Origin of the sequence: Methanosarcina hadiensis (genome assembly GCF_046529725.1) — an archaeon.
Classification (GTDB): Archaea; Halobacteriota; Methanosarcinia; order Methanosarcinales; family Methanosarcinaceae; genus Methanosarcina; species Methanosarcina hadiensis.
This window is the reverse complement of sequence record NZ_CP136241.1, coordinates 1,573,732-1,589,584: the sequence shown is the minus strand read 5'-3', so window position 1 is coordinate 1,589,584 and position 15,853 is coordinate 1,573,732. Positions and strand designations below refer to the sequence as shown.

Below are 15,853 nucleotides of genomic sequence, written 5' to 3'. Positions count from 1 at the left end.
AATAGGTTTTCTACAGAGCCATTTCTCGTGAAATATAAATATCTCAAGTTAGGAAGATATTTTCATTTGATTATATAGACGTGAATATATAGATTATAGTGTATAATAATTGAGGTAAAGGGCTGGAAAGAGCTAATGAGCTTGGGAGATCAGGACTATAGAAAAGCCTGCAATCACTACGAAAAAGGAGAATTAGAGGAAGCCAAAGAATTATTTTCCAAAGTTATTGGTTACTACTCGAGAGTCCAAGAGGATAGAAAAAAGATTAAAGCATACTACTATAGAGGATGTACCTATTATAGACTTGGGATTCAATGTGAAAGAAACCAAATGTTCGAAGAGAGTAAGAAGAATTTTGAAAATGCATTAAAAGATTTTGAAGACATTTCTAAAGAAATCAATGGAATATATCTCAGTAAAACAAGTGAAATAAAGGAAAATTTTAAAAATTTAGAAAAATATAAGATAGCCTCTATAAGGACCGATGAGTCTCTTTTGTTTCATATTAATGTTGATTTCAACTCTTTTTCAACAATCAGAAGATTAATTGAATGTTTCAGATTCGATTCTTATGGATCTGGTTTTGAGTTATGGTTTCGGCTCTACGGAAATAGCAATAATGTAGAGAAATTTAATAGTGCTTTAAATAACTTTGTAAATTTATCTAAAAATAGTGACGAGTCATTTCTTAATCGACTAAACGAAATAAAGAAAAATTTTGACGATTCTCTTAAAAATTTTAATAGTTTTTATGAAAAAAATTATAGCCAAACAAATGGATTAAAAGGAATTTGGGAAAATTATAATTATGCCTTAAAAGATGTTAAAGATGTCTACACAAAAATCAATGAATTATTTTCCCTTAGCTATTACGCAGGATGTACTTATTATAAACTTGGAATGTTATACAAGAAAAAAAGAATGAATAATGAGGCTGATGAAAGCTTTAAACATGCTTCAACTTGTTTAGAAAATGCCTCAGAATACAATCCTTATAAGGAAAATGGCAAATTATGGTTCTATAAAGGTATTGCAGACTACAACCTATTTAAACATGATAATTCCGAATCATCCGAATATATAAATAAGTGTTTAAAAGATTTCAAAGAAGCAGCAACTTATGATTATTACGATACAAAAATTTTTGAAAATCTACTGCAGAGTATAAATACAGGAAATAAAAATGGTTCAAAAAGAGTTCCACTGTTATATTATCTTAAGAGATATTCCAATATAATCAGCGAATATTCAGATAACAACTCTTATAAAAATTGCTGGAGTAATCTAATCGCAGAATGCGAATATAAGGGAGCTTATTATTGTGCTCTTTCTCACTATGAATTAAAAGAGTTTAAAAGGGTATTTCAAAGATTTGATGATTTCGCAAAAGACGAAAAAGCTAGTAAAAATTCGTCCTGTAAAAGCATATCCTCAACTTCATGGTATTACAAAGGTCTTATTCTCCACGAGTTTCTAAATAATTGTAACAATAAGGAACTACTAAAAATTATTTTTGATTTTAAAAAAACTGATTCTGATAATAAGGATAAGAGTTCCTTCAAGAGTCTATTGGAGAAAAAAGATGATGAAATCCTGAAGTGCTACGTATCATGGAGCGAAAATAATAATCAAAGAAAAGTAGAGTTTGAAAAACATCTAATTAATAGCTTAAACGAGAATCCCAGAGTGAAAGAGATTCTCCAAAAAATTATTGATATGAAATCACAAATAGCTTTTAAAGAGGCTCTTAATAGATACGATGAAATAATAAAACCATTCAATAGTCAAGAAGATAATTTAGCTTTATACTACGAAAAAGCCCTTGTTTTAGACGAGCTCAAAAGATACAAAGAAGCTATTAAAGCCCTCGATGAATTCCTTAAAAACAAACCACGTGACGCAAAAGCCTGGCTCAAAAAAGGAACTATTCTTTTTAAACTTGCCAAAGATGAAGGAATCAAAGCTGTTTCTAGTGAACCGAAAACAGTAAACAAAAAAGGAGAAAACCCTTGTGAAAAAGAGACAACAAGAATTGAAGCAGCTAAAAATGCTCTGGAAAAAGCCATAGGATACTTTAAAATTTTAATTGATGAAAACCCGGGGAATCCAGACCACTGGTACAACAGAGGTACTGCCCATTCAAGTCTTGCTGAAGTTTTAATTAAAACAAGAGATTATCAGGGTGCCTTTAAAGAATACGAAGAAGCCGTAAAAGCTTTTGATAACGCTACAACCCTAAATCCAATTTTCGCCCTTGCATGGAACAATAAAGGCAATGCGTATTCGAAGCTTAAAAAATACAATAAAGCTATTGAAGCTTTTGAAAAAGCGTTTGAGATAAACCCAAATTATTATCTTGCGTTGCACAACAAGGGTGATGCTCTATATTCTCTTGGAAAGTATGATGAAGCAATTAAAGTATACGACAAAGTAATAGAACAGGGAATAGAACAGGGAAATGACAAGCCGATAAACACAGTCTCATATAAATCTTATAATAACAAAGGGCTTGCCCTTTATAAACTCGAAAGATACGACGAAGCTATGGTAGCTTTCGATAAAGCAATCGAGATAAACCCGACTTTTGCCGATGCCTTGACAAATAGGGGACTGGTTTTTTACAGACTGGAAATGTTTTCAAAAGCAAAAAAAGCTTTTAAAGATGCTCTAGAACTTGATCCAGAAAATCCACGCACTTCCAACAATCTAGCAGTTGTTCTTGCCAGAGAAGGAGAACTGGATCGAGCGAAAAGGATTTTTGAAAGCATTCTAGAAGAAAATCCTGACTTTAATTTAGCATGTGCCAACCTAGCAGAGCTTTATTTAAATAGTGGAGGAATCGAAAGAGCCTCTGAAAAAATAAGCAGTATTCCAAAAGATGATAAAAATCCTGATTCTAGTATGGGTTATGTTCATTTCCTGGATGGCCGAATAAGAATAGAAGATATGGAAAGTAAGGAAAAGAAATATAGTGAAGCAGCTAAATCATTTGAAAAAGCAGCTTCTTTTAACGTTGAAGATCCAACCTCTCTTCTATGGATGGTTTATGCTAAATATCTTTGCCAAAAATTTGAAGTTGATCAAAAAGCAGACTCTTCTGAGAAACAAAACTCTGAAAAGGAGAGTATTTCACCAAAAAACGAAGACATATGTTCCAATGAGCTTTCTAATTCAATTTTATCTGACTTAGGGAAGGTATTTGTTTTTTGTAATGCTCCCGTGATCAAAAAGAATTCGCTAAAAAAACTGCTCTACCAAAAGCTATTATGGGAAATAATAGTTGCTATAATATTTTTGAGTGGACTTTATTATCTTTTTAAAACTTTTGAGCCCGATATCCAAAATGTTTTTACTATTCAAATAACGAACAATTTGAAGTTAATAGGTATAGGATTGGTTATAGTATTCATAATATTTAAGCAGAGATTACTGTGGCCAATGACAGTAGCCATTATATCATTATTAGGTTTTTACCAGTTAAATAGTCAGATTATTGCATTTTTGCTTTTTACAGCAACGATAATGATCATATTACTCAAACTACTTAATCAAAAATTATCATTAGCAGTAGCAACAGTTGCAGCGTTTGCAATGTTATTTGGACCTTTGCACTTTTTTAATGATCAAATGATGAAGTATTTATCGGTACCAAACATGCTAATAGTGCTATTATTATTACTTATTTTCACATATGGGCTACTACCACTAACATTAGCGTACAAGTTAATGTTAGATTTATTCCATATTATAAAATCAAAGGATTTCTTTGACAGAGCCGGAATAACACTAGCAAATGTAAAAATAAAAATTAAAATGTATCTTATTCAATTCAACAAGTATAAAGAAATCAAGGCATACACCTTATACCTTCTGGGTTATTTCTATTTTAAACTTCAGGACTACACAACCGCTAAAGAAAAACTTCAAGAATGCATAAACCTGAGACCGGATGATAAGACAGATAAAGCTGCCAGAGAGTTACTTGACAATATCTGGAAACACAAAATAAAACCACCCTTCTGGACTTACTGGTTTAATTCTCCTGTTAATACCTGGAGAAGAAGGGCTTTTGGCACATTCGTTATACTTGGGATTTTATTGATACTATTTATACATGTTGAGAATCCACAACCTGTAGCCTGGAATGAGAGTACATCAAATGATTTACGGAATTTTTTCCCGGGTCAGATAAATTTTTATCCCTACATAGTTTCGTACCATTTAGCAAATAACACAACTTCAGATCCTGCATTTTCTGATAGTAATAATAGCGCCGCCTGGAATATTTTAACTCCTGCCAGAGTGAATATTTATCCGGATATACCGGATAATTACTTTGATGCATTTTTACTGTTAATTCTCATCCTGGCTCTGATTTACCCCAGTGTCAGGATAGCAGAAAATGTCAAACTAATACTTAAAAAAGGAAGTGATGTAAGTCTCGATTTAGGACCAATAGCAGCTCCACCGGAATTTAACTTTGAACTTGCTCCTTCCCTGATGCAGGATGTAATTAAGAGATTGGACGAAAACCTTTGAGCAGAGACTTTCGCAAGTGAAGAAATAGGGGGCTCTTCATATTATTTTGAGATCTCTTTTTCCCTTATGTTCCTGCCCGTAATTTGATAGTGAATGAAGAAAGATTTTTTATCTCATATGCGTAGTGAAAAAACATGAAACAATGGCCTCTAAACCCAAAAATCCCAGAAGAAACGACTTCAGAAAAAACAATTCTGGAAAAAACGATTCCCGAAAAAATCCCGCAAAAGGGGGAACCCGGCTCTTTCTGGGAAGACCGGGGAGACAGATACCATTGCGGTGTTGACCTTTACGCTCCTGAAAATACAGAGGTTGTTTCAGTCGAAGGCGGAATTGTTGCAGAAACCGGTCTTATGACCTCGCCTGAAATCCTGTCTTACTGGAACCCTACATATTATGTGGTCATTGAGCACGAAAAGGGGCTTTTCTGCAAATACGGTGAGCTTGCAGGGTTTACCGTGAAAAAAGGAGGTGAAGTAGAACAGGGGAGTTTAATAGGGGGTGTGGGAATGGTCTTGAATTCCTTAAGGATAGATGGTTCCTGCCCGCTTTATATCCAGAAGCTGAAAAATAAAAATCCCTGTATGCTCCATTTTGAAGTCTGGAAGGACGAACCCATTACCACCCACAGGAATTATCTTGGAGGCAACTGGTTTTCCGAAGAAACGCCAGAAAACTTGAAAGACCCTGCAAGATATTTGAAATCATTATATTCATGACTTTTCCTGCCTGAGTTCAATTTTTGTCCAGTTTTTATCCAGTTTTATCCAGCTTTATCCAGTTTTATCCAGCTTTATTCAATTTTTAGCTAACTATCATCAGATATTTTTCTACCGTGATAACCTGCTTAATCAAAGATTTTTATCCTTTATTAAGAATTACCTTTTGTAAAGCAAATACAAAACGAAAAAAATCAAGACTCTCAATACTGAAAGATTTCTATTTCGATCAGTAATAAGACCAAAAATACATCTGCTAGCAGCCCAGATACCTGTTGGGGAATTGTATGGATGCTTTTGTGGGAACTAGCGGCTGGTATTATGAATGGAATAAAAAGAAAAACCTTGACTGGTTCGTAAAAAACTCAGACCTGAACTCTGTAGAGCTTAATGCAAGTTTTTACAGGTTTCCTTTTCCCAACAATATAAAAAGCTGGAGCACAAAAGGTTCTGGGCTGAGGTGGAGCGTGAAAGTGCACAGGTCGATTACCCACTGGCGGCAGTTCAGTGAGAGTGCGGTTGAGATCTGGGAAAACTTCAGGGGACTATTCGAACCTATGGACCATCTCATTGATTTCTACCTTTTTCAGGCGCCTCCGAAATTCAATGATATTGAAAGAGCGCTAAGGTTTGCAGAAGAAGTCGGGATTGGCGAAAGATTTGCCCTGGAAATAAGGAACAAAGAACTGCTCGGAAACAATGAGCTGTGTGGCAGGCTTATGGAGAGAGTCACGCTCGTATCCGTAGACTCCCCAGACTACATTAACCGCTTATTTCCCGGAAAAATAGTTTATATGAGAATGCATGGAAGAGAAAGCTGGTACAGCTACAACTATTCCCTGGAAGAAATAGAAAAAACCGTAAGAAAAATAAGTGAATTGGGGAGTGAAAAGGCCTATATTTACTTTAATAACAACCATAACATGCTTGAAAACGCAAGAAAAACATTAAAAGTCTTTTCTGATTTGTAAGCATGAATTTTACCTTTTTTTCCGGGATTCATCTGAGAAGAACAGAAGAAAATATCCCGCTTGCAGGCTTTTATATCCTGCTTAAAGGATCTTATATTGATTTCTTCCCAAGTTAAATAACATACATAGTTTCAATGTCACCTGCCATTATGAATAAATTATTATATAAAGAGGTATATTTTAAGTTTGATCCGGATATCCCCCAAGTCAAAAGGTTGAATGTCTCAGAATTAGAGTTTAATTTTTCTGGCATTGTAACTGATGACAAAAAGATGTTTGCCCGGAACTCCCTATATATAAAAAAGAAGTGAAACATATGTTCTGGAGTAAAGACGATATAGTCGAAAGGCTGAGCAAAATACCCAGAACGCTGGAAGATATCTCGATAGAGATCTTTGAAGGCGTACCTCCGGCAACTGATCTGGTATTCAAAGCCAACCTTTCTAAAGAACATTGTACAGATGCGACCAGCGGCTGCAGAAACCCTCAAACAAACGTAAGCGTAGAACAGATAAGCATAGAAAAGGAACTTATGTATCCTTTCATGGATGGCTCTGTTTCTAACGAATTTACCGTAGATTCAGCGCAGTACCGGTTTATGCTGCCTTATGAAATCCTCGGCTACAATATTAAAAAAGAATACAGACTCATTCAGCCAGACGAGTTTAAAGCAAAGTTCCCGGTAGCTTACGAACTGTTGATGGAAGCAAAGCAAAATCCCGAAACCGGTGAGCAAGGAATAGATTCTGCCGAATGCTACCGCCTGGAAGATGAAAGCTTCCTGCAGTATATAAAAACGCCAAAGATAATTGTTACCAACAATTACCGCCTTCATGCGTCATATGACATGAGCGGAAAACATGTGTTTGCAGACGGGATAGGAGTTGTCCTTGGAGACCCCACGCTCTACCATTATATTACAGCTGTGCTTAACTCCTCAATAGCAAGGGTCCTTCCTGAGATATGGAACCGTGAAAAAATGCAGAGCAGCAAACATTTGAGCTCAAAAATGCTAAAAAGGTTCCCAATAGCGTTTCCTAAAAACCAGGCCACTGAGACAATTATAAGCACAATCTGCAGATACCTGATTTACCTCAACAGGCAAAAGCTTACTGCAAAGGAATACTCAATACCCGGTTACCAGAACCTGATTGATTTCTACAAGAGAATCGCAGATCTTCTGATCATTGATACTTATATTACAAACGATCTTGATCCGAAACTTCTGGAAATCCTTGCAGAAAACATTACAGCTTCTGGAGAAGAATTCGAATACAGCGATGATATCAATCTTCTTATCGGGCTGCAGGAAATAAAGAAAAATATTCTGGAATCTTCCAGTTTCCGGAAATGCAGGTTCAATAACGAATTTACCAATATTCTGGCTACACTGAAGAACAACGGCGCCTGGTAAAAATAAGGATAAAAAGAAATAGGGAATCTGGTTTTAGGGATTTTTTTGTTTCTTATTCCTTTCTTTTTCAATCAATCTTTTCCTGCCGGTTTTTCAGGCCATTTTTTCCGGTTAGCAGTAATCTGCCAGAGGAGCTTCAGCTGCAAGCTTTGCCTGCAGGGATTTTTCTTATGACTTTTCTGGTTCGCGAGATATGAAACTTTCAACAAAATAGCCTTTTCCTCCTGTCGAAACAGGTACAATATTTCTAAGGACTGGTAAAGACTCTCCCGTAGCTTTAATAAGTACACCTTCAGACAAATCTCCAGCATGATCCAGAGAAAGGGCAGGGCACTCTTCCTCCCTGGGCTGGCAGACTAAATTCTGGCTGAGCATTCCTATAAGTTCTTTACCGGAATAGCCCGCAGTTCTCAATGCTGCAGGGTTTGCATCAATAATTTTCATGGAAGAGGCTTCGATCAGCAGGATGCCACAAAGTGTATTGTCAATAACAACCTGAAGCCTTTCCAGACTCTCCCGCTCATATTTTTCCATACTTTTCTTGAAGGTAACATCCTGAGCTATTATCTGAATAATACTATCTTTTCGGTCGATAAATGAAAGGCTAACTCTAATATCAACAGCTTCCCCTCCGGGTTTCTGGTACTTCATGTCAAAGTGAGAGGAATCCTGTTTAAAAGCATGATTAATAGCCTGTTGAAGGTCAGGAAGGTATTCTCCAGGAATTAAAGACATCAGGGAAGTATGAAACGGATATTTTTGTTCGAAACCGAAAATTTCGCAGCCTTTTAGATTAATATCCAGAACCTTTTTTCCGTCTGAAATAATGACAGCATCATTGCACTTTTCAAAAAGAGCCCTGTAAGTCCTATCTTTCCTCTTGAGGTCGCCTTCTGCTTTTCTATAAAGTGCAAGGGTATTTTCACGTTCTATCCATCTGATTAGAGAAAATAGTCCCATTCCAAAAGAAATATATATAGAAAGAATAAGCAGAAACCCCAGACCTTTACTATAATGTGATTCCACAAATAACACAATTGAATCAAAGGTGTCGTAGCTGGAAGCTGCCAGTATGAATATAAATCCCGCAACCAGAATAACCAGCAGTTCATTTGACTTTTTTGTGAACGGCAACTTTTGGATATTTTCCATCCACTCATCCCCTGAAGAACCGGATCCTTAAAAAACTCCTTATATTGCCTGGCACCTGCCCATGCGTGAACCTGACATAGTTTTGATTCTATCAGTATTGATGAGTTTTGAAATATATCCACTACATCCTGATTTTAAAAATCTGCCCTTTTCACCCTGCATGGAATTAGCTGTTAGAACTATTGCAGGTGTTCTGTCTGTTTCAGGTAGATTTTTGATTTCTTTAAGGATTTGAAGCCTTTTACATTCTGGCAACAACAGGTCAGGAAGTATAAGATCAAGCCTGTTTTCTTTAGTAATTTCGAAAGCTTCAAACCTGTCTCTTGCCTTTTTAATATAATATCCGAAAGTAGTAAGAAGGAATCTGATAAGTTCCATAATTGCAGTGCTATCCTCGACAATAAGTATGCTTTTCATCTATATGACCCCTCAATCAATGCGTATTAAGAGGTCTGACAAAATACAGATACCCTGTAAATAAACTGCTTTTCCAGAGCTGGGCTATTATCTCTCAGAGATACTTCTATCAGCCCATATGAGATTATTAATTTTTTAAAGTTCCAGAGCTAAAAGCAAAAGTAATTTTGGCAGACCCTATTAGACAACTACTTAAAGTAACCTGTCGTTTTCCCCAAGCTGAAATACTTAAACAATAGTTAATAAACTATGATCCGTTTTCCCCAGATATAGCGGAATTTTTGAAGCGGAACTTTCAATAGAGAGTTTCTAATGTGCAAAAGTTAAATAGTAATTGTACTCCGTACATATAAATATTTTGTATGTCTCCAAGAAAAAGCCGAATCAGCAGGTAAATAGTACTCGTTTTCTTTAGCTTCTATTAACTTCTTCATTCAAAGAAAGCTTTTAATTCCTTCCTTTCATTAATCCAGTCATTTCTATGAGAACCATAATTCTAATTCATACATAAGGAAAATGTTAATTTTTAGCTTTTTATGAACTTAAACTCATAGAGGAATGGATATGAGAATCATAAAATTATAAAGAACCAGATAAATAACATCATGAAATTATATAAACATCATGAAATTATATAAACATCATGAAATTATATAAAAAATACAAAATCATAAAAAAACTTAAAGAGAAATAAAGTACACAGTCATCAAATCAGGCAACGACAAATTGTTGAAATTATCTGAAATGCCTGAAGAGATGACTATGGATTCTGTTTCGACTATGGATTCTGTTTCGACTATGGATTCTGGTTCTTTTCAGGTTCAATCGTATTCGGACCTGGTAGTGTTATTAACACCAGCCACAGCCACCGCGGCCATATCCGAAGCATCTGAACTTTAATAGTTTGAAGAAGTTGAAGTGACAGAAGTTAAAGTATCCGCACATTCTATTTACCTCCGTAGTTTTAAGTCATTCCTGTTTCTGCTCGATTTTGCACATTGGAGAAAACAGACCTGAAAAAAGGTCCGTGCTTTCTAATGGTGTAATTATAAAGTCAACCCCTTTATCAACCCCCGGATAGGTGTTATACTCCCTGCGATTATTTTGAAATATTTCTTTTAGCTTGTTTCAAGTTGGAAAGGAGCAGATTTAATTATGGTTGCAGGAGAGTATAAACTAAATAAATAATAATAAATTATATAAAATAACTAGAATAAAATTTCCTTACTACAAATAGACTTGGAAAATACGGGTAAACAATTAGCTGTGATGTGAAACTTACTTTTATTTTTAATTTAAAAGCTTTGATTTTTAAAGGCTCTTAAGATTATCGGGAAATCAATATTTATCACATCTCTCAGAGGAAAGTAAATATTTTAAGGATAGATAGAACCCGCTTTGAAGTGGAGCCTGTCTATATACCCTTAAAGAAGGTTCATTTGCCTGAATAAAAAAATATAACACCTTTTAGTTATAGACTTTTTAACCTCTCTTTTTTATATGGAAATAAGAATTCATGAGGAGAAAAAGATTTAAAATACCTTTTCGATCTAATCCCGTAAAGGAGACAATAGATATTGAAAAACATACCTATTAGAGAAGTAAAGATTAAATGCAATTTCTTTCGGAAAAATCAAACAGGAAATCCAGAAAAATTGTATCCAATTAAGCATTCTGTAAAAATTAGGATAAAGCTACCAATTCAAGATAAAACGATCCCCGGGGCGATATCTGCCTTATTTTGAAAAGATAGCTAAGAGAATCTTGCTTTGGTTTTACAGTTATTTCTAACTTTATATCTGTTTACCACCAGAAGGCGGTTATGTAGAGTTTGGTGCATTCGTAATAGAACACTACCTTGCTGTAATACAGGTTAAAGAATCCCATTGTATTATTCCTCCAAATTTTCTTCATTCATTTATCTGTTCTTCATGTTCTTGTCTTGTATATTCATTTTCAATATACCGTTGTATACTCATTTTCAATATACCGTTGTATACTCATTTTCAATATAATGTTGTATATTCATTTTCAATATACTGTTTTTATATAAATAAGGAAAGCTCTTTATGTTATCTGGAAGAACCGAGTTTATATCGTCAGATTATATCCCTAATACTTTAATTTCTCCGACAGCCAAACTATTTATCAACCCCCAGAAAAGGACTATACTCAAGGCAATTATATTGAGAGTGGTCTGGTTGTTAGCTTTTGTTTTGGCAGCTCACTGACTAAATTTTAATTACCTGAGAGTATAAATAAATATATAGTCGTGGATGATATAAAATTAGCAGAATTAACTATACTTACCATTAAATAGTCATTTAGAATCTGGATAATTTATGCCGGGATTAAGTGACTAACTTATAAATTTAAATCATAGGTTATAATTTTACAAGTCTTCCCTCAAATGAAGCTTCTATACATTATTTCTAAAAATAAAAGCTTAAAAGGGCTTTAAAAAGAGAAGAGAGGCATTTAGTTCATATTTAGCAGAAAATAATTGCAATAAAATCTCTAAATTGTACCGAAAAATCAGAAAACCTCTTCTATTTATAAACTGTTTAAATTTGTCTTTTTTCTTTAAAACTTCAACGTTATTGAAGAGACAAATTCGGTTAATCCTGAAGTAAGAAAATCTGGAGCTGTTATTTATTTTGTTTCAACAATCCTGCAGAACGGGTCCAGATAATCAAATCCCTGATATTTCAATTAATTTTCTCGCCCACTTTAACTTCTTTTTCTTAACCGGGTTCACAAGAGGGTCCTCAAAATCAAATCCGGTCAGCCTGATACATTTAGCCTCAAAATACCTGGCTACAAAAACGCAGCGGTCTCCATCGCTGAATCCGCCAAAGTTGAATATTTTATCAAAAGGCTTTGCCTGTGTGGTTGCAATAAAACGTCTGAACCTGGGAACGTATTTTTCCAGCTTATCCATATTGTCTCCGTGGGCATGAATAAGGACAATTGAACCCTGCTCGCAGTCAAAGATCTCTTTTTCGATGTCATCCTCAGAATTGCCGTCAAGGTCGGTGCAGATAACCTCAGGCACTCTTCCAATAGCCGTAAGGACAGCAGCAGCTCCATCAGCTGCAATTATAACAAAAGCGGAAAGATCGGTTTTTAAAAGTTCAGCCCTGAGTCCGGGAGCATTCCCGCAGACCAGGACTGGCTTTCCTGAAATCACATCTTTAAGTTCGGAAAGGCTGACAGTGTTTTTCCCTGTCAGCATACCGGAAAGGAGTCTGGCTGCCTCTTCGTCACCTTCACGGTCGAACCCCAGGTCTTCAAGAATTTCTTCATAAATTGGCTCCCAGGTCGCAAAATCCATCTATCAATAACTCCTTTCCTGTTTTTCATTTCTGAACTTAGATTTCTTTGTTTAGTTATTTTTCTAAATTTAATTGCAAAGTTATTTCTTCGCAATTCCCATTCTCATGGCAATGCCTTCAACATCCCAGTCTTTTACGAGAGCTCCTGAGATCTCTGCCTCGCTGCCCAGGTCAAAGATTTCGGCTCTAACCTCTTCTGCAATCAGACCTTTCAGGGTTTCAACAAGCTTCAGGACTCTCTCGTCCTGAATACGGACAGAGGCGCGGATATTTTCGTCCACAACAAGGTCGAGTTCTTTCCTCATGTCCTGCAGCCTGCGGATAACTTCCCTTGCATACCCTTCAGCTTCGAGTTCTGAAGTAAGGCTTGCATCCACGTAAACAGGGCCGGCATCGGATTCGGCACTGGCTGTACCTTCAGGCAGAGTCTCTTTGAAGTTTGCCATTCCGGAAGTAACTTTAACAGATGTTCCGTCAGCCAGAGGAAGCTCGAATTCCCCGGTTTCTGCAAAAGCTTTCTTTAATGCAAAACCATCAACTTTCTGAAGGGCAGGGATGACCTTTCCTGCATCTTTCTTGAAAACCGGTCCTATCTTTCCAGGGTCAGGAATAACCTCAAGCCCGAGCTCATCCCAGCTCTTGCCCACACCCGTAAGCACAATGTCCTTGGAATTGGTCTGGTCCATAAGGACAGAGCGCAGCCTTTCGACGGCTTTTGCTGCATCCTCGCTTTCAGGAGAGACAACAATTCTGGATATTGGCCACCTGAGTTTTCTTCCTGCTTTCTGGCGGGCGTTTGATGCGGCTTCCACAATGGAGCGGGCAGTGTTCATGGCTGCTTCTAGCTCGATATCAAGGTAAGCGCTGTTAACCACAGGCCAGTCGCACATGTGGACCGATTCCGGAGAATTCGGATCAACGTTCCTGATAAGGTTCTGATACATCTCTTCAGCCAGGTAAGGCATGAAAGGCGAAATCAGTTTTGTAATTGTTACATAAACCTCGTAAAGCACACAGTATGCTGCAAGCTTATCAGGGTCATCAGCCTCGGTCCAGGTTCTCGGGCGGATAAGCTGAATATACCAGCGTGAAAGGTCTTCCAGGGCAAATTCCATAATCTCGCGGACCGCTTTATGAAGCAGGTACCCGCTCATGGCTTCGTCCACTGCTTTAATCACGGACTGAGCCCTTGATAGAATCCATCTGTCTTCTTCCCGCAAGGCATCTTTTACTGAATCAATGCTGACCTTCATGGGGTCAAAGCTGTCAAGTGCCATATATGGCAGCGGGAACCTGAAAACGTTCCAGAGGATATTGATGGAGCGGTTGATGGTTTCCACTTCTTCTATATTGAACTTGAGGTCATCCCAGGGTGCGCTTGAAGAAAGCACGTAAGCACGCAGGGTATCTGCCCCGAACCTGTCTATAATATCCAGTGGAGAGATTACGTTTCCAAGGCTCTTGGACATCTTCTTTCCGCCTGCGTCAAGCGTAAACCCATGCATGAGCACACTCTTATAAGGCGCCCGCCCAAAGCCGACCATGCTTGCACCCAGCTGGGAATAGAACCAGCCGCGTGTCTGGTCGTGCCCTTCGGTAATGAAGTCAGCAGGCCACCACTCATCAAACTGCTCCCTTGTTTGCGGGAACTTAAGGGTTGCCCAGGAGGCTACGGCAGAGTCAAACCAGACATCAAAGACGTCTTCAACACGCTTTTTCTCTCCGCCACATTCACAGGGTATGGATACTTTGTCCACATAAGGCCTGTGGAGTTCAATATCGCCGTTCATTCCTGCTTTTTCCAGAAGCTCGGCTTTTGTTCCGATTACCTCAAGCTTTCCGCATTTTTTGCATTTCCAAACAGGAATCGGAATTCCCCAATAACGCTGCCTGGAAATACACCAGTCACGTGCGCCCTTGACCCATGTTCTGAATCTTGCTGAACCTGCCCAGTCAGGATACCAGTCTACTGCATCTATTTCCTCAAGCATTCTGTCCTTTATTTCGGTAACCTTGAGGAACCACTGTTCGGTTGCAAGATAGATAATGGGAGTCTTGCAGCGCCAGCAGTGCCCGTATCTGTGCGTAACCGTGCCTTCGGCAAGGAGCCTGTTGCGGGCTTTGAGGTCTTCTATAACAATGGGGTTTGCTTCTCTGACATTCTTGCCTTCATATTCCCCGGCTTCTTCTGTATAGGCACCGTTTGAGCCAACAGGGCAGAGGATAGGGAGTCTGTGTTTTACCCCAAGGTTGAAGTCGTCCATGCCGTGCCCTGGAGCTATATGTACGCAGCCTGTATTTTCCACGGTTACGAAATCGGCAAGATAAACGCCGTGCTTTATTTCGTTCTGCACAGGAACAAGATCACCAACAGGGCTTTCATACTCAAGCTTCGTAAGCTCTTCTCCGAGCATTGTCTCAAGCACTTCAAAGTCCACATACCTTCCCTGTTTGAGAACATTTTTAATGAGTTCTGTGGCTGCGATGAGGATTTCTTCCGAGCCGTCCTGCCTGATCGCCCTGAACTTTGAATATTCGTAAGCCGGATGAACAGCCACGGCTACATTTGCCGGGATTGTCCAGGGTGTGGTTGTCCAGATGACTATGAAAGTGTTTTCTTCGCCTTTGACCCTGAATTTCACATAAATGGAAGGGTCAGTCCTGTCGGAATACTCGACCTCGGAGTCCGCAATTGCAGTCTCACAGCGCGGGCACCAGTTTACCGACCGTTTGCCCACTTCGAGGAGATCTTTCTCGCTCGCCTGTTTGAGTGTCCACCAGGCGGCTTCAATGTACTCGTCTTTTAAGGTCATGTAAGGGTCCGGCCACTGCAGCCAGACTCCAAGCCTCTGGAACTGCTCGGTCATTGCCTGTTTCTGAGTAATGGCGAATTCCTTGCATTTCTCAATGAAATTTTCTACACCAAAGCTCTCAATGTCCTTTTTGGATTTGAAGCCGAGTACGCCTTCTACTTTAACCTCGATTGGCAGGCCGTGCATGTCCCAGCCCGGACGCTCAAGGATATGGCGGTTGTTCATGGAATAATAGCGGAGAATGGAATCTTTAATGATCTTGTTCCAGGCAGTCCCCAGGTGAATATGCCCTGTAGTGTACGGTGGACCGTCAACAAAAAAAAGCCTTTTTCCGGTTTTGCGGTGCTCCCGGGTTTTTCGATAGGCGTCGCTGTCTTCCCAGAACTGCGTCACTTTTTTTTCTATTTGTTCTGCATTATATTTGGCAGTGATTTCTTTTATCATAGAAGACCTTCAAACGTGATATCTTTTATAGTTTGTTGTTTATATACTG

Annotated in this window: 9 protein-coding genes; 5 read left to right on the top strand and 4 right to left on the bottom strand. The window is 38.0% G+C overall.

Annotation, left to right across the window (positions count from 1 at the left end):
* Nucleotides 1–141: 141 nt before the first annotated feature.
* The 4 genes from RSJ42_RS06850 (at nucleotide 142) to RSJ42_RS06835 (ending at nucleotide 7,643) form a co-directional block, all read left to right on the top strand.
* Nucleotides 142–4,539, top strand: a complete 4,398-nt coding sequence (locus tag RSJ42_RS06850) for a tetratricopeptide repeat protein (RefSeq protein ID WP_410509839.1) — start codon at nucleotides 142–144, stop codon at nucleotides 4,537–4,539.
* Between the two features lie 134 nt (nucleotides 4,540–4,673).
* Complete coding sequence (locus RSJ42_RS06845; protein ID WP_410509838.1) at nucleotides 4,674–5,258, top strand: M23 family metallopeptidase; 585 nt, start codon at nucleotides 4,674–4,676, stop codon at nucleotides 5,256–5,258.
* Between the two features lie 287 nt (nucleotides 5,259–5,545).
* Complete coding sequence (locus RSJ42_RS06840) at nucleotides 5,546–6,229, top strand: DUF72 domain-containing protein (RefSeq protein ID WP_410509837.1); 684 nt, start codon at nucleotides 5,546–5,548, stop codon at nucleotides 6,227–6,229.
* A gap of 316 nt (nucleotides 6,230–6,545) precedes the next feature.
* On the top strand, nucleotides 6,546–7,643 hold the full coding sequence (locus RSJ42_RS06835) for a hypothetical protein (protein WP_410509836.1): 1,098 nt from the start codon (nucleotides 6,546–6,548) through the stop codon (nucleotides 7,641–7,643).
* A 168-nt stretch (nucleotides 7,644–7,811) separates the two neighbouring features.
* On the opposite strand, the gene RSJ42_RS06830 is transcribed toward RSJ42_RS06835, so the two are convergent.
* Complete coding sequence (locus RSJ42_RS06830; protein WP_410509835.1) at nucleotides 7,812–8,795, bottom strand: PAS domain S-box protein; 984 nt, start codon at nucleotides 8,793–8,795, stop codon at nucleotides 7,812–7,814.
* Between the two features lie 39 nt (nucleotides 8,796–8,834).
* Nucleotides 8,835–9,212, bottom strand: coding sequence for a response regulator (locus RSJ42_RS06825; RefSeq protein WP_410509834.1), 378 nt, complete (start codon nucleotides 9,210–9,212; stop codon nucleotides 8,835–8,837).
* A gap of 756 nt (nucleotides 9,213–9,968) precedes the next feature.
* Here RSJ42_RS06825 and RSJ42_RS06820 point away from each other — a divergent pair.
* A complete protein-coding gene (locus tag RSJ42_RS06820) occupies nucleotides 9,969–10,112 on the top strand; it encodes a hypothetical protein (protein ID WP_410509833.1) in 144 nt (47 codons plus the stop codon).
* A gap of 1,792 nt (nucleotides 10,113–11,904) precedes the next feature.
* Here the strand turns inward: RSJ42_RS06820 and RSJ42_RS06815 are convergent.
* Nucleotides 11,905–12,546: a 6-hydroxymethylpterin diphosphokinase MptE-like protein gene (locus tag RSJ42_RS06815; RefSeq protein WP_410509832.1), complete on the bottom strand. Its 642-nt coding sequence runs from the start codon at nucleotides 12,544–12,546 to the stop codon at nucleotides 11,905–11,907.
* Between the two features lie 81 nt (nucleotides 12,547–12,627).
* Complete coding sequence (ileS, locus tag RSJ42_RS06810) at nucleotides 12,628–15,804, bottom strand: isoleucine--tRNA ligase (RefSeq protein WP_410509831.1); 3,177 nt, start codon at nucleotides 15,802–15,804, stop codon at nucleotides 12,628–12,630.
* Between the last annotated feature and the right edge of the window lie 49 nt (nucleotides 15,805–15,853).